General features: G+C 65.0%; 17 protein-coding genes. 13 read left to right on the top strand and 4 right to left on the bottom strand.

Features of this window, described 5'->3' with window-relative positions:
* Nucleotides 1–1,644, bottom strand: a 1,644-nt coding sequence (gene mdcA / locus AC1D00_RS06245) for a malonate decarboxylase subunit alpha (protein ID WP_027549115.1), incomplete at its 3' end; no start/stop codon positions are given.
* A gap of 193 nt (nt 1,645–1,837) precedes the next feature.
* On the opposite strand from mdcA, the gene madL reads away from it, so the two are divergent.
* The 4 genes from madL to AC1D00_RS06225 all read left to right on the top strand — a co-directional run bounded on the left by madL (nt 1,838) and on the right by AC1D00_RS06225 (nt 4,204).
* The gene (gene madL / locus AC1D00_RS06240; RefSeq protein WP_027549116.1) at nt 1,838–2,272 is read left to right on the top strand and encodes a malonate transporter subunit MadL; all 435 of its coding nucleotides are present in this window, start codon (nt 1,838–1,840) and stop codon (nt 2,270–2,272) included.
* Nucleotides 2,269–3,033: a malonate transporter subunit MadM gene (madM, locus tag AC1D00_RS06235; RefSeq protein WP_135174357.1), complete on the top strand. Its 765-nt coding sequence runs from the start codon at nt 2,269–2,271 to the stop codon at nt 3,031–3,033. Before madL ends, madM begins: the two co-directional genes overlap by 4 nt.
* Nucleotides 3,034–3,720, top strand: coding sequence for a GntR family transcriptional regulator (locus AC1D00_RS06230; protein WP_135174358.1), 687 nt, complete (start codon nt 3,034–3,036; stop codon nt 3,718–3,720).
* A 271-nt stretch (nt 3,721–3,991) separates the two neighbouring features.
* Nucleotides 3,992–4,204 carry a hypothetical protein gene (locus tag AC1D00_RS06225; RefSeq protein ID WP_477010059.1) on the top strand — a complete coding sequence of 71 codons (213 nt, stop codon included), beginning with the start codon at nt 3,992–3,994 and terminating at the stop codon, nt 4,202–4,204.
* A 115-nt stretch (nt 4,205–4,319) separates the two neighbouring features.
* Here the strand turns inward: AC1D00_RS06225 and AC1D00_RS06220 are convergent, their stop codons facing one another.
* Nucleotides 4,320–4,559: a hypothetical protein gene (locus tag AC1D00_RS06220; protein ID WP_135174359.1), complete on the bottom strand. Its 240-nt coding sequence runs from the start codon at nt 4,557–4,559 to the stop codon at nt 4,320–4,322.
* A 281-nt stretch (nt 4,560–4,840) separates the two neighbouring features.
* Here AC1D00_RS06220 and AC1D00_RS06215 point away from each other — a divergent pair, with 281 nt between their 5' ends.
* Nucleotides 4,841–6,133: a c-type cytochrome gene (locus AC1D00_RS06215; RefSeq protein ID WP_477010062.1), complete on the top strand. Its 1,293-nt coding sequence runs from the start codon at nt 4,841–4,843 to the stop codon at nt 6,131–6,133.
* A gap of 59 nt (nt 6,134–6,192) precedes the next feature.
* On the opposite strand, the gene AC1D00_RS06210 is transcribed toward AC1D00_RS06215, so the two are convergent.
* Nucleotides 6,193–6,486, bottom strand: a complete 294-nt coding sequence (locus AC1D00_RS06210; protein WP_477010058.1) for a hypothetical protein — start codon at nt 6,484–6,486, stop codon at nt 6,193–6,195.
* Between the two features lie 4 nt (nt 6,487–6,490).
* Nucleotides 6,491–8,461, bottom strand: a complete 1,971-nt coding sequence (locus AC1D00_RS06205) for a 4Fe-4S binding protein (RefSeq protein ID WP_477010057.1) — start codon at nt 8,459–8,461, stop codon at nt 6,491–6,493.
* A gap of 151 nt (nt 8,462–8,612) precedes the next feature.
* On the opposite strand from AC1D00_RS06205, the gene AC1D00_RS06200 reads away from it, so the two are divergent.
* From AC1D00_RS06200 to AC1D00_RS06165, 8 genes are all read left to right on the top strand, one after another.
* On the top strand, nt 8,613–9,368 hold the full coding sequence (locus tag AC1D00_RS06200; RefSeq protein WP_477010056.1) for a biotin/lipoate--protein ligase family protein: 756 nt from the start codon (nt 8,613–8,615) through the stop codon (nt 9,366–9,368).
* 8 nt (nt 9,369–9,376) lie between these two features.
* The gene (locus AC1D00_RS06195; protein ID WP_477010061.1) at nt 9,377–9,916 is read left to right on the top strand and encodes a DUF6505 family protein; all 540 of its coding nucleotides are present in this window, start codon (nt 9,377–9,379) and stop codon (nt 9,914–9,916) included.
* Nucleotides 9,913–10,920, top strand: coding sequence for a DUF6352 family protein (locus AC1D00_RS06190; RefSeq protein ID WP_477010055.1), 1,008 nt, complete (start codon nt 9,913–9,915; stop codon nt 10,918–10,920). The genes AC1D00_RS06195 and AC1D00_RS06190 overlap by 4 nt, the downstream gene beginning before the upstream one ends.
* On the top strand, nt 10,917–11,435 hold the full coding sequence (locus AC1D00_RS06185; RefSeq protein WP_477010054.1) for a DUF3305 domain-containing protein: 519 nt from the start codon (nt 10,917–10,919) through the stop codon (nt 11,433–11,435). The genes AC1D00_RS06190 and AC1D00_RS06185 overlap by 4 nt, the downstream gene beginning before the upstream one ends.
* The gene (locus AC1D00_RS06180) at nt 11,432–12,073 is read left to right on the top strand and encodes a DUF3306 domain-containing protein (protein ID WP_477010053.1); all 642 of its coding nucleotides are present in this window, start codon (nt 11,432–11,434) and stop codon (nt 12,071–12,073) included. The genes AC1D00_RS06185 and AC1D00_RS06180 overlap by 4 nt, the downstream gene beginning before the upstream one ends.
* Nucleotides 12,074–12,206: 133 nt before the next feature.
* Nucleotides 12,207–12,986 (top strand): molecular chaperone TorD family protein, encoded by a 780-nt coding sequence (locus AC1D00_RS06175; protein ID WP_477010060.1) that lies wholly within the window; start codon nt 12,207–12,209, stop codon nt 12,984–12,986.
* Nucleotides 12,987–13,015: 29 nt separating this feature from the next.
* Nucleotides 13,016–13,234 carry a twin-arginine translocation signal domain-containing protein gene (locus AC1D00_RS06170; RefSeq protein WP_135174366.1) on the top strand — a complete coding sequence of 73 codons (219 nt, stop codon included), beginning with the start codon at nt 13,016–13,018 and terminating at the stop codon, nt 13,232–13,234.
* A 2-nt stretch (nt 13,235–13,236) separates the two neighbouring features.
* On the top strand, nt 13,237–14,683 hold a 1,447-nt coding region (locus AC1D00_RS06165), incomplete at its 3' end, for a molybdopterin-dependent oxidoreductase (RefSeq protein WP_477010052.1).

Below are 14,683 nucleotides of genomic sequence, written 5' to 3'. Positions count from 1 at the left end.
CCAGTTGCGGAAGCGGCTGGGCGGACGGTAGAGGCCGCCGGAGGCCAGCATGAGGTCCTTGATCGAGCGCGCGGCCAGCAGGCGGCGGTCGGCATCGAGCGGATCGATGCCGAGATCCTCGGGACGCCGGATCACGCCGCGTTGCCTGAGCTGCTCGACCAGCTTAGCATCGCGCGCGCGCCCGATGTCGGTGTATCCGGCGACGCCGCGGATCGCCTGCTCGCGCTCGTCCTTGCTGCGGCACATCAGGAGGTTGGCGATGCCTTCCTCGGTGACGATGTGGGTCACGTCGTCCGAGTAGACCATCACCGGCGCGAGATCGAGCTTGAGCTCGCGCGCCAGCTCGAGCGCATCCAGCCGCTCGACGAAGAGCGGAGCATTGCGCTCGCCGAAGGTCTCGCCGATCTGCACCACGAGCTTGCGGCCGCGGCGCAGGGCGGGGGCGGCATCGGGCGCTGCCTCGGCACCGGCCTTGAGCCAGGGTTCGCTCGGGTGGCGGCGGCCGCGCGGATCGGATCCCATGTTGGGCGCGCCGCCGAACCCCGCGATGCGGCTCGTCGTCACCGTCGAGCTGTGGCCCTCGAGATCGATCTGGAGTGTCGATCCGATGAACATGTCGCAGGCATAGAGGCCGGCCGTCTGGCAGAAGGCGCGGTTKGACCGCAGCGAGCCGTCGGGCCCCGTGAAGAAGATGTCGGAGCGCGCGGCGACATAGTCCTCCATGCCGACCTCCGAGCCGAAGCAATGGATCTGGTCGACCCAGCCGGATTCGATCGCCGGAATCAGGGTCGGATGCGGATTGAGCGCGAAATGCGTGCAGACCTTGCCCTTGAGGCCGAGCTTCTCGCCATAGGTCGGCAGCAACAGCTCGATCGCGGCGGTGTTGAAGCCGATGCCGTGATTGAGCCGGCGCACGCCATAGGGCGCATAGATGCCCTTGATGGCGAGCATCGCCGTCAGGATCTGGGTCTCGGTGATGGCGGCGGGGTCGCGGGTGAAGAGCGGTTCGACATAGAAGGGACGGCCGGCTTCGACCACGAAATGCACGAGGTCGCCGGGAATATCGACGCGCGGCACCTTGTCGACGATCTCGGTGACCTGCGCCACGACGAGGCCGTTCTTGTAACTCGTCGCCTCGACGACGGTCGGCGTGTCTTCGGTGTTCGGGCCTGTGTAGAGATTGCCGTCCTTGTCGGCGCTCACTGCGGCGATCAGGGCGACGTTCGGCGTGAGATCGATGAAGTAGCGGGCGAACAGCTCGAGATAGGTATGGACCGCGCCGAGCTCGATCTTGCGGCCAAACAGCATGCGCGCAATGCGCGCCGATTGCGGGCCCGAATAGGAGAAGTCGAGCCGCCGCGCGATGCCTTTCTCGAAGATGTCGAGATGGGCGGGCAGGACCACGCCGGACTGGACCATGTGCAGGTCGCTGATCTCAGCGGGGTCGAGGTTGGCGAGCGCCGCGGCGAGGAGGTCGGCCTGCTTCTGATTGTCGCCCTCGAGGCACACCCGGTCGCCTGATCGGATCACGGCCGCGAGAAACGCGGGCAAGCTCGGGAGCGGAACGATCTTCCCCTTCGCGTGCCGCCGGCCGGCTGTCAGGCGCTCTCCCAGAGCGGCCTTTTGCATACCCCAATTACTCATCTCGGCTCCTTGGCATGCGAGATTTCTTTCATTGGCGTCGAATGTATGCGTATTGCGCTTGAATGTCAATTAGTGTATACGCAAGTTCATAAGCGATGGATATTCGCATACACAGGAGGAGATTCATGATGCGAATGCATGCAAAGTGCCCAAGTCGCGTGACCGGAGCTCCATTCGCTCAGGGGAGGCGCCCGTGACTGTTTCCGGCGTCGCGCTGCTCTCCATCTGCACCTTGTTGGGGGTCTTCCTGGGAGACCTGCTCGGCATCGCCCTCGGCGTTAAGGCCAATGTCGGCGGCGTCGGCATTGCGATGATGTTTCTGATCGCCGCCCGGCTCTGGCTGGTGCGGCGCGGCCTGCTCAGCCACGGTCTCAAGACCGGCGTCGAGTTCTGGGGCAGCTTCTACATTCCCATCGTTGTCGCCATGGCGGCGCAGCAGAACGTCGTCGCTGCGGCCAAAGGCGGTCCCATCGTCGTCATCGCGGGGATCGGCGCGGTCGCCGTGTGTTTCGCGATGGTGGCCCTGATCGGCCGGCTCAGCGGCCGCGTCGAGACCATGGACGAGATCGAGGCGCGAGAGGCGCTCGAGGCGACTGTGCCCCACTTCAAGTCCGGGAGGATCGGATGACGATGATATCGCACATTCTTGCTGCAAACTCGCTGCTCACCGCTTTCGCGGCGGTCGGGATCCTGATGTGGGTCTCCGGGGCGATCTCGAAATACCTCACCTTCGGACGCATCCACGGCTCGGCGATCGCGATCATGCTGGGTCTCGTGCTGGCCTTTTTCGGCGGCATCGCCACTGGCGGCGAAAAGGGCGTCGCCGACCTGCCAGCGCTGACCGGGATCGGCCTGATGGGTGGAGCGATGCTGCGCGACTTCGCCATCGTCGCCACCGCCTTCGAGGTCGATGTCGTTCATGCGCGCAAGGCCGGGGCGATCGGTGCGGTCGCGCTCGGGCTGGGGACTGTCGTCCCGTTCATTCTGGGCGTCTTCGTTGCCGCCGCGTTCGGCTACACCGATGCCATCTCGATGACGACGATCGGTGCCGGCGCGGTAACCTACATCGTCGGCCCGGTCACGGGGGCTGCGATCGGCGCATCTTCGCCGGTTATTGCGCTCTCGATCGCGACCGGTGTATTCAAGGCGGTGATCGTCATGATCGGAACGCCCTTCGTGGCGAAGATGATCGGCCTCAACAATCCGCGCAGCGCAATGGTGTTTGGCGGCTTGATGGGAACGGTCAGCGGCGTGTCCGGAGGGCTGGCGGCGACGGACCGGCGTCTGGTGCCCTACGGTGCGCTGACGGCGACATTTCACACCGGGCTCGGGTGCCTGGTCGCCCCCTCGATCCTTTACTTCGCGGTGCGTGCGATCACGGGAGGCTGAATGGCAGAAGTACTGAAGGTCGCAGTCGGCGCGGAAGACGACGGCGGGCTGCTCTCCGATCGCATCCGCAACGCGCTCACTGACGAGATCGCCTCAGGCGCACTCGTCGCCGGTTCCGCCCTGGAAGAGCAGCTGCTTGCCGATCGCTTTGGAGCTTCCCGCACGCCGGTGCGGGAGGCGCTTCGCCAGCTCGTGGTCAGCGGCCTCGTCGAGGTGCGCGGCCGCCGCGGCCTCGTCGTTGCGCGGATGACGCCGGAGCGCATCATGGACATGTTCGAGACCAGCGCCGAGGTCGAGGCGATGTGCGTCCGGCTTGCGACCTACCGCATGACCCCGCTCGAACGCAGCCACCTGATCGAGCTTCACGAAGGCTCGCTCGCGATGGTCGAGGCGAACGACGTCGATGCCTATGACGCGTTCAACCGGGAATTCCACGAATGCATCTACCGGGCAACGCACAACTCGTTTCTCGCCGAGCAGGCGCAGGACGTGCGTTCGCGGCTCAGCGCCTTCCGCCGCACCCAATTGCGGCAGGGCGATCGCATTCGCAAGTCCCGCGACGAGCATGATGCCATCATGCAGGCGATCGCAGAAGGTGACGGAGAGACCGCAGCGCGCCGAATGCGTGCGCACATGCTGAATGCCGCGTCCGCGCTCAGGCGCTACATCGATGATCGCCTCGGCTGAGTCGCCTGATCGCGCGATCGGGCCGATAGCTCGACCGCATCCGGCGGCCGCAGGCCCGGACTATTGGCAAGGTCGCTACCTAATTCTGTCTGATCGAGCGCGCCGCGCTCGCATCGCGCCGAGCGTGATGTCCCATGCTGCCTGGGGCATCGCCCAAGCGATGATCAAGCGATGATCAAGAGAACGAGAGATGTGGGGCATCTCACACGGGAACTTCAAGTCTTGCACTACTCAGAGCTTCGACTCTCTCAGAACCAACGGAGGTTCTCGCATGAAGCTCCTGATGATCTCTGGCCTGGCTGCGCTCGCGGTTTTCGTGGCCACGACGAATATGCAGCGATCGCATCCATTATCGGTGAGTCGCGCATCGGTAGCAGGGATGCCCCCGGTGCAGGAGATGCAAAGACAGGCGCAACAAAGCAAACTGCCGGTTGAAGATTTTGTAGATCGATCGCTTGTGTTTCCGAGGGGAACACAGGAGTAGAGAGAATACTGCCATCGCGTCTCGACCAATAGCGGTCGAGCCGGACGGCTTCGAACGGCTCGATGCGTCAGGCGGCTGGTCGGGTCGCGAGTGCCGTCTTGTCGCAAGCGGTGTCTCAAGGACCCATGAAAATCGGGTTGATCCCGATGGGATCGCCGAGCAGTCCCAGGGATTGAAGCTGCGCGCTGTGGATGTCGACTTCAAGGACGGCCAGCAGTAGCGCTAACACGACGGCGATGTAGACGAGCAGTGGCGACGCGCCCTGGCTGCCGGGATCGCGGTTTCGCGGCGGCGACGCGCGAAAGTGCCACAACCGCGAGATGAGCTGCAGATAGGTTTTCGGGTGTACTTGCATGTCCAGCCTCGATCCATGAGGCGTCCTTCGCAAGACTGCGACCACGTCGATCGCCAATCAAGGCGCCGCTTGTCGCACCTGGAACCGAATGCGAGCTACCCCCATTGAGCTGGATCAAATGGGTGCGTTTTGCCCAGAGGACAGGCCTGTCGGCCACTGACACGCCACGGAAGATATTCGCAGAACGATCGCCTGACGTCACGGGATGGCATTTGGCCGTGGTGCAAAAGCCGGGCAGAATAGCACGGTGGGTGCTTCGCTGTGAGTGTCTCCGACGGCCAATGGATTTGACCTTGCGTCTCGCCACCGCCGTTCTGACGGCATCGCTGCTTCTCCCGCTGCGGCCCGCGCAGGCGCAGTTGGCGGGGCACGGCGGACCTGTTCGCGCAATCGCCGTCTCGGCCGATGGCAAGACAGTTTTGTCGGGGAGCTTCGACACTGCGGCGATCCGATGGGCCCTGGCAACCGAGTCCGCCGAGCAGGTCCTTCGCTTCCATTCCGGTGCGGTGAACGCGGCTGCCTTCCTCGGGGACGGACGAATGGCAACGGCTGGTGCGGACGGCCAGATTGCCATCTGGACGCCGGGCCGGCTGCAACCAGACCAGGTTATCGAAGGTCATACGGGACCCATTGTCGGACTCGCCGTTTCGCCCGATACATCGAAGCTCGCGTCGGCCTCGTGGGACCACACCGTGCGGATTTCATCCCTGTCCGACGGTGGGACACGCGTGCTGCAAGGTCACTCGCAAAGCGTGAACGGCGTGGCCTTTGCCCCCGACGGAAAATCGCTGGTGAGCGTTGGCTACGATCTGACGGTGTGGATCTGGCCCCTGTCGGGCGGCAGCCCCGAGATCGTTGTGATGCCGGCGCCGCTGAATGCCGTAGCCATCTCGCCTGATGGCGAAATCGTCACCGGCGCGGCAGACGGGAAGCTGCGCATGATGACCGCCGATGGCAAGGAGAATGGCGAGGTCGTGGCCGGCGCCCGGCCGATCGTGGCCCTGGCGATCTCGCAAGACGGTGCCTTGATCGCCACGGGGGCAATTGACGGCACCGTTGCGATCGTCGATCGCAGGGCGCGCAGCGTGATGCGCACGCTCGCCGGGCTCGGCGCGCCGGTCTGSTCGGTCGCGTTCCTGCCCGATGGCGCGACGCTTCTGACTGGCGGTGCTGACGGCAAGATCAGGCGCTGGAATGCACTGACCGGCGCGGCGATCGGGTCGAACGTGCTGGGCACGCCGGCGGATCCGCTCGCTGCCTATGTCGGCGATCACGGCGCCGAAATGTTCAGGGCCTGCGTCGCCTGCCATACATTGTCGGAGACTGAAGTACAGCGAGCCGGGCCGACGCTTGCGGGACTCTTCGGCCGGAAGATCGCCTCGCTGCCGGGCTACCGCTTCACCGACGCGCTCAAGGCGATGGATATCGTCTGGACGCCGGAGACCGTCTCAAAACTGTTCGAGATCGGGCCGAACGCCTACACGCCCGGCACCAAGATGCCGGAGCAGCGGATCGGCTCGGCCGAGGATCGCCGCGCGCTCACGGACTTTCTGGCCCGTGCGACGTCGAAGTAGCTGGCAGCAACGCGTTGCGCGTCCTCAAGCGAAGGCGGCGAGATCCCAATGTCAACGCCCTAATACCCCGGCCATCGCTCCAAGGGAATATTCGTTAGCTCCGGTTTCTCGTTGAGCATGCGAGCCACGTCGATACTGGGACGTTCCTTGAGCCCCGTCACGACACACTGATTGACGTATGTCCGGCGTGACAGCCACTTGATCTTCTTGCCCTTTGCCTCGGCCTTGCAGGCGACGATCGCCTGTTTGAGCGCGACCTTATCCACTTTGGTGAGGGCGGCGGCCTCGACGGCTGCGCCGGCGAGACTCGTGATGACGAGGCATGTCGAAAGAACCGTCATGAAACGCGGCATGCGGCTATTCCTTGCTCCCGCGTTGACGCAGATAGTCATCCGTCGTCCGTGGTGGCGCGCGTTCCGGAACGTCCTGGATCGGATCGAACTGCTGTTCGCTCATGACAATGACGCGACAATCGGCGCACATCCGCAAGGCCTCGGTCCGGCGGTCCCCGGTGGGATACATCCAATGGTGGCCCTCGAGCTTCGTTGCGATCCGATCGATCGTGCTCTTCACGCCGAAGGGCGTGCCGCAGCGGACACACAGGGCCGGTTCTTCTTCCTTGATCACTTGCGCCTGCGCACGTCTTGCCCGGAAGTCGATCTGCGGGGTGAGCGTGATGACCTTCTCAGGACAGGTGCTTTGGCACAAACCGCACTGCACGCAGGCGTCCTCCACGAATTTGAGGACGGGACGCTCGGGATCGGCGCGAAGCGCGCCGGTCGGGCAGACCGAAACACAGGACAGGCACAGCGTGCAACCGCCGGCGTCAACAGTGATCGCACCGATCGGTGCGCCCTCGGGCAAGGCGATCACGTCGACCGGCTTGGGCGCGAGGCGATGCAATTCACTGAGGCCAAAGCGAAGCAGATCGCCGCGCTTGCCGACCGTCCGGAAAGTCGCAGGAATATCGAGGCCGGCGAGGGGACCAATCCCCGTCAGTTGGTCAGCCAGCGTGTCGGGATCGTCGGTTTCGATCATGGTCACGCGGCTGCCCTCGAATCCGAGCCCGGCGAGAATGGTCTTGGCCGTGACGATCGTCTGCAACAATCCGGTCACGTCGTGTCGCGGCTTGGCGCGCAGGAGAAACCGGACGGCCGCCGCGCCATACGCGAATGCGCCGATAACGGCCTCCAGGCCGACCTGCGTCAACTCGTTGACGGTGAGGGGAAGCACGTTGGCTGGCAATCCGTCGCCGTGACGGGCGAGCGCATCGATCAGCGGCGTGCCGTGCTGGCCGTCATGCAGCAGCAGCACCGGATGCGTGCCGCCAGCTTCGCGATAGGCGAGCAATAGGGCGCGAAGGATCTGCAACTGGGTGTCGGCGGGCGGCAGCGCGTAGGATGCAGCTCCTGTGGGGCAGGCGGCCGCGCATTGCCCACAACCTGCGCAGACGTCTGCGTTGACAGCGACATGGTCGCCGTCCGGCGTAATCGCGCCGGTCGGGCAAAGATCTAGACAGCGATGGCATCCGATCAGCTTCGAGCGCGAATGCGCGCAGAGGCTGGGCGTGAAGTCGACATATCTCGGCTTGTCGAAACGTCCGACGAGATCGCGAGCGGCAAGCACCGCGCGCAGCACCGCCGCCGGATCTCTCGGATCAGCGCGGAGATAGCCGTCCCGCAGGTCGTGCGCCGGAAACAGCGGTGGCTCGCCTGAGAGGTCGAGCACCAGATCGCAGCGCGAGGTCGCCCCGTTGCGCGGAGCCCCGAACACGAAGCGGTCGCGCGAAGAGGGGTGGGGTTGCGCGTAGTCGTCGATCGTGAGCTCGAAGGCACCAAAATGTCCCCGCGCGTTGCGGATCGTGCCCTTTACGATCGGAAACAATGCCGCGGCAGGCGGCGTAACGTCGGTCGGCTGCTTGAGCATGACCGTGACATCGAGATGGTCTGCGAGCAGCCGCCCGGCTTCGATCGCGGCCTCGTCTCGCCCATAGATCAGGATGATGCCGTCACTCGACAATGTAACCAGCGGAAAGTCCGGTGCGGGAATTGCCGCCGCCGCGAGCAGCGCCGCCATCTTCGCGCCTGCATTCGCACCGTCGCGCGACCAGCCCGCCGTCTCGCGGATGTTGACGAAGGTGATCCCGCCGGGGCGATCGCCGACCTCATCGGTGAATTGCGCAGCCTGCTGCGTGCAGGCGACTGTCAGCGGGCCATCCGCCTTTGCCGCGTTGCGGAAATGATCGAGCTCCGCGCCGCAGAGATGGCGAAAGCTTCTGATCTCGCAGTTGGGGCACCCACGCCGGATCGCGGCCGTGTCGAGGCGCATCGTGTCTTCACACGAGCAGATCAGGACGGTCTTCGCTGGCTGCTCCAGGTGAATCCCTCCGCCAGTGCGGCGCCGACTTACGGACTCGCGCCATTCCTGCACCTCGTATAGATTTTCACTATCGGGAAGAAAAGGAAAGTGGAGGACGGCCTTGCGGTCGACCCCAACCAGCCACGTTTCCCTGGTGGAACCGATCCAACTGCCGCCGCCCTTCACGCTGGTCCGGTTGCGGGAGAGYGGAGACGCCTTTGCCCACGCTTGCGGCATTGCACCCAAGCGCGGCGCCGGCACGCTGGTGTGCGTCGGGCGGTTCGATCTCGCCGAATTCGCCGTGGTGCTCGAGCCAGGCGAGCTCTTGAGCACCGCGCGGCGCGCCTTCTACGCCGGCATGGTCGCGCTCACCGACGCTCTTCGCGCCTATGCGCCGCCCAACAAGACGGTTGCGATCGGCTGGCCCGGCTCCGTCGAGATCGACGGCGGGCTGGTCGGCGGGGGGYGGATGGGGTGGCCATCGTCGGCGCGCGAGGATGAGCCGCCCGCCTGGCTGGTGTTTGGCGCCATGATCCGGACAGTCGCAATGGCCGATCGGGGGCCCGGCGTTCAGGTGCTCGCGTCCGCGCTGGACGAGGAGGGGTTCGGCGAAGCAGGCGCCGTGCAGGTGACCGAGAGTTTTGCACGGCACCTGATGCGGGTGATCGATCGTTGGCAGGTCGATGGCTTTGACAGCGTCGCACGCGATTATCTCAGCCGGGTTCCCCGCGAGCGGCGGACCGTCCTGAGCATCGACGAGAGCGGCGATCTCCTCACGCGCCGCGTCGGTACCGGCAAGGTCGAGCGGAGCGAGCTCGTCGAGGCGCTCGCCAAGCCATCCTGGCTCGATCCGGAGCTCGGAGGGCCAAGGACGTGACCAGGGCTGTGAAACTGCTCCGCACCATCGCGCTCGATCCCTCCGACACCTTCGTGTTCGACGCGGCGGCAGAACCCGGCGAATGGGCCGTCTCCGGCGCGTTCCGCTTCTGCGACCAGGATCCGGCGACGTTGAGCGGCAAGGCGCGCGCAGCGTTCCGCAGCGGCTTCCTCGGAGTGCAATCCTGGGGCTGGTCGACGCTGGCTCAGATTGTGCCGGCGACGGAGGGCGATTGCCGGGCGCTGATCGAGCTCCTCGCCGGGCAACTCATCGATCGTTTCGGCGCGCCGGATCTGGCAGCCGCGCGGACGGCCGCCGAAGAGGAGGTCGCCTTTGTGCGGTCGCTCTGTTCGCATCCGATCAGTTCGCTCATCGCCGTCCACCGCTCGGTGCGCGACGGCGAAGTCCGCGAGACGTTCCGCAGGCTGCAGCTGCGGCCAGGGCAGGGGCACAGCAAGGCGTTCTCGTTCATGGAAGCCGAGGATGATGTCGAACCCGACAGCAATGTCAGGCTTGCCGATCTGAGCCAGGAGCCGCAGCGTCGATGAATGATTTCTGGATCGCATGTGGCCACCATCTGCTCGATCGCGAGGCGGGCGGGGGGCTTTGCGTCACCGACGAGTTCCTGAAGGTCTATTTCGTCCGGCCCGAGCTGATTCCGCCGGACGAAGCGTGCCCGGTCGAGCGGCGGCTGCACCGCGAGCTGCTTGCCGCTCCCCGCCGGGCGGTCAGTGCGGACGAGATCGCAGCGATTGTCGATGCGGATGCCCGGGAGAACTGGCGGCTCGTGCTTGCCGTTCGCGATCTCCTGGTGCGGCATCCGACCCTGGAGGCCGCCTATCTTGCAACCGTCCGGTCGGGGGGAACCGGATTGCCGCCGCTGTTCGTCAATCAACTCGTGCATGTCATCCTGCGCAATGCGCTGGACGGCTGCGATGACCCGTTCGTGCTGCGCGCCGCCGAGCTGTTCTTCCGCCCACAGCGCATCCTGCCGCATGAACGGGCCTTGCTGCTCGGCGATGAGGAGGTCGTCGGTGGGCAGAGCCCGACCCCGGTGCTCTCGCTGATGTCGATGCTGGGGGCCGTGACCGATGCCGAGCTGGACGTCTTGAGCGAGGGCAACGCCGACGATTATTGGCATCGAAGCGACCATTTCGACATGGCTTTCGATCTCACTGCGGGCGGACGCGGGCCGAGGGCGTTGGCGCAGGCGATGGCGCGCTGGATCTCCCATCTGCTCGGGATCGACGTCTTTATTGAGCCGCTGCGCGAACTGCGTGATGCGCGGCTCACCTGGTATGTCGGGCTCGACGCCGATGCGACCAGGCTCGGCGACCGTCTCTGGCATGGCGAGCAACTCGACGACCGCAGCGCCGGCCGCGTGCTTTCATTGTTCCGCCTGACGTTTGCAGACCCGAGTGCGGCCGCAGACGAGATCCAGGGCGAGCCGGTCTATCTCTTCCTGTCGATGAACTCCGATCAGAAGCTCCGGATGAAGCCGCAGAATTTACTGACGGGGCTGCCGATCAAACGCCTGGAGAGGGTGACATGAGCCCGGCTGCGCTGCCGCTTGTGCGCATCCCCGTCGGTATCGTGGTCGGGCGGTACAAGGCGGACTCGCCGTGGACCGACTTTGTCTGGCGCGCTGTCGCCGTGCTGCCGGACGGGCCGGACACGAAGTCCTGGACGGTGCTCCGTGACGAGGGCGGTGGGACGACGCTGTTCTATGCCGGCAGCACGACGGTCGATCTCTACAGTTCCGAGACGGCGCGCTATCGCGACAATCTTGCTACGGGTCGTCCGAGCATCTGGATAGTGTTGTCGCCTGCGGAAGGCACCTGGCCCTATTCGGTGGCTGTCGCCACCGCCGATCCTGCGGAAGGCGAGGCGTTCACGGAGGCGGGTGCGAATCTGGTCGAGGCCGTCCCCATGCCGGACGTGCTGCGTGAGCAGATTGAAAGCTTCGTTGCCGAGCACCACGTCGAACGGGAGTTCTTCAAACGCAAGCGGCGGCAGGCCGATCCGGAGGCGCTGGCGCGCCGGCAGCATGAAGGCGGACACGAATGAGTGAGGATAGGTTCCTGGCGCGCTGGTCCCGTCGCAAGCAGGAGGCAAAGGCGACCCCGACGCAATCGGATCCGGCAATGCGCGGTGACACGCAGTCGGCGCTGCCGCCCGCGGCGAAGGACGACGAAGCGGAGATCGACCTCTCGAGCCTGCCTTCGATCGACTTGATCACGTCAGCGACCGACATCACGGCGTTCTTGCGCAAAGGGATTCCGCAGGAGCTGACGCGTGCGGCGCTTCGTCGCGCCTGGAGCGCTGATCCCGCCATTCGCGACTTCGTGGGGCTTGCGGAAAGCGCATGGGACTTCAACGATCCGACCGCGATGCCGGGCTTTGGTCCGCTGGATTGTTCGGAGGCAGAACTGGCCGCGTTCGTGGACAGAATCGTCGGCGGCCTCAGCAAGTCAGCCGAGACGCTGTCTGAGACGCCGGTTGAAGTCACGGATTCTTCGCGGGAATTGCGCCAGGTCGAGAGATCGAATGTCGAGATCGTCGCCGAAGAAGCCGTGCCTTCCGAGCCCGCACCTGTTCCTGCTGCGGCGCAACTAACGGCGGCTGAAAGCACTGAAGCTGAAAGCACTGAAGGCGAACACCTGTCGCTTCCCCGCCGCACGCATGGTGGCGCGCTGCCCCGCTAGGGCTCTCCGACGAAAGGCCATAGCCTCGGACTATGGGAGGCGATTGACCCTCCGCTGGGCGAGGACTACGCTTCGTCTAGCGCTTTGTAGTAAAAGAAAAATCAGCACCTGGGACTTGGATGGGAGGGTCCACGTGCGTGATGATGGCCTTGAGCGAGCCATTTACGCCGCTGGCGGCGTCGCTGGGCTTGCGCGCAAAATCGGCATCAGCCAACCCTCCGTTTCGAACTGGAACCAGGTGCCCGCACAACGGGTGATTGCGGTCGAAGCGGCGACCGGCGTATCGCGCAAAGACTTGCGGCCTGATCTGTACGGCGAGCCGCTTCTGTCCGAAGGGCTGATTGAACCCGTCGATGCGGCGCGTGCGCAGGAATATCTGCTACTCGCGACGCTCTTGTCCGCAGCACCGTCAAGAAGGCTGCTCGATCAACTGGCCGCATTGATCGGTGATGCGACGCCGCTCGGGCGCGCGCATGCTGAGCTGGCGGCGGCCGCCGCCAATGCCGTCGCAGCGCAAGCCGAACGCGAATATTTCGATCTGTTCGTCGGTCTCGGCCGCGGCGAGCTCTTGCCCTATGCCTCCTACTATTTGACGGGATTTCTCAACGAGCGGCCGCTGTCGCGCCTGCGCGCCGATCTCGCCGCGTCCGGTATCGCGCGCGCCGCGAATAATTCGGAGCCGGAAGATCACGCCGCCGTCCTGTGCGAGATCATGGCAGGTTTCGCGGGAGGCCGCTTCCCTGCGTCGTTCGAGGCGCAGCGCGCATTCTTCGACAAGCACGTCGGGCCCTGGATCGGGCGGCTGTTCGCCGACATCGAGGGCGCGGAGAGCGCCGTCTTCTATCGTGCGGTCGGCGCGCTCGGTCGCGCCTTTATCGAGATCGAGACGGAGGCATTCACGTTCGCCAACTGACCTGCACCGGCGGGTCCAGGAGAGATGCGATGAGTGAAGAGAGGAAAGCCACAGTCGGGCGCCGCGATTTCCTGCGCAAGGTCGGCGCCGGCACGGTGGGCGCCGGCGCGACGCTCGCGACACCGCTGGTCGGGTCCGCGCAGGCTGACAGCGAAACCAACGATGAGAAGCGAAAGGCGCGCTACAAGGAAACCGATCACGTCAAGGCCTTCTATCGCGTCAATCGTTATCCGGCCAAGGGAGGTTGACCGTGCTGATCAAGCGAGCAAACCACCGTTCCCTGCGCCATGGTTCCGTTGCCGAGTCCCTTGCGGGGCAGGGCGGCGGTCTCGACCGCCGCAGCTTCTTGCGCAAATCCGGTCTCGCCGGCGGCGCGCTCGCCGCGCTCGGCACGCTGCCGGTCGGCGGCGTGCGCAAGGCGGAGGCGGCGACGGCCGGTCCGCTCACCGCAGGTGCGAGCGTCCGCAAGAGCATCTGCACGCATTGCTCGGTTGGGTGCACGGTGACGGCCGAGGTCCTGAACGGGGTATGGATCGGCCAGGAGCCGAGCTGGGATTCTCCGATCAATCGCGGCTCGCATTGTGCCAAGGGCGCATCCGTGCGCGAGCTCGTGCACAGCGAGCGACGGCTGCGCTACCCGATGAAGCTCGTCGGCGGCCAGTGGACCCGCGTGTCCTGGGATACCGCAATCAACGAGATCGGCGACAAACTTCAAACCGTACGTGAGAAGTCGGGCCCTGATTCCGTCTATTGGCTTGGCTCGGCCAAGATGACCAATGAAGGCGCCTACCTGTTCCGCAAGCTTGGCGCATTCTGGGGAACCAACAACACCGATCACCAGGCCCGCATCTGCCATTCGACCACCGTCACCGGCGTCGCCAACACCTGGGGCTACGGCGCGATGACCAACAGCTACAATGATATCCGCAATGCGAAGACGCAGGTCATCCTGGGCGGCAATCCGGCTGAGGCGCATCCGGTCTCGCTGCAGCACCTGCTCGAGGGCAAGGAACTGCAAAAGGCCAACTTCGTCGTCATCGACCCGCGCCTGACGCGCACCGCCGCGCACGCGACGGAATATGTGCGGATGCGGCCGGGCACCGACATCCCCGTGCTTTACGGCATGATGTGGCACATCCTCCAGAACGGCTGGGAGGACAAGGAGTTCATCCGGCAGCGGGTCTACGGGTTCGACGATCTCCGCAAGGAAGTGGAAAAGTGGAATCCGGAAGAAGTCGAGCGCGTCACCGGCATTCCCGGCGAGCAGCTCAAGCGCGTCGCCAAGATGTTTGCCACCGAAAAGCCGGCCACGCTGATCTGGGCCATGGGCCAGACCCAGAAGACCGTCGGCACCGCCAACGTGCGGGCCAGCTGCATCCTGCTGCTGATGACCGGTAATGTCGGCGGCGAGGGTAAGGGAGCCAACATCTTCCGCGGTCATGACAACGTGCAGGGCGCAACCGACGTCGGGCTCGATATCGTGACGCTGCCGTTCTACTACGGCCTCGCCGAGGGCGCCTGGAAGCATTGGTCGCGGGTTTGGGAGGTCGACTATGACTTCCTGAAGTCGCGGTTCGATTCCAAGCAGATCATGGAAACCCCCGGCATTCCGCTGACCCGCTGGTTCGAGGCGGTGACGCTGCCAAAGGATCAGGTCGCGCAGAAGGACAGCGTGAAGGCGGTGTTCGTGCAGGGAC

It is taken from the genome of Bradyrhizobium sp. P2_E8, assembly GCF_056403875.1.
This window is presented reverse-complemented; position numbering and strand designations above follow the sequence as displayed.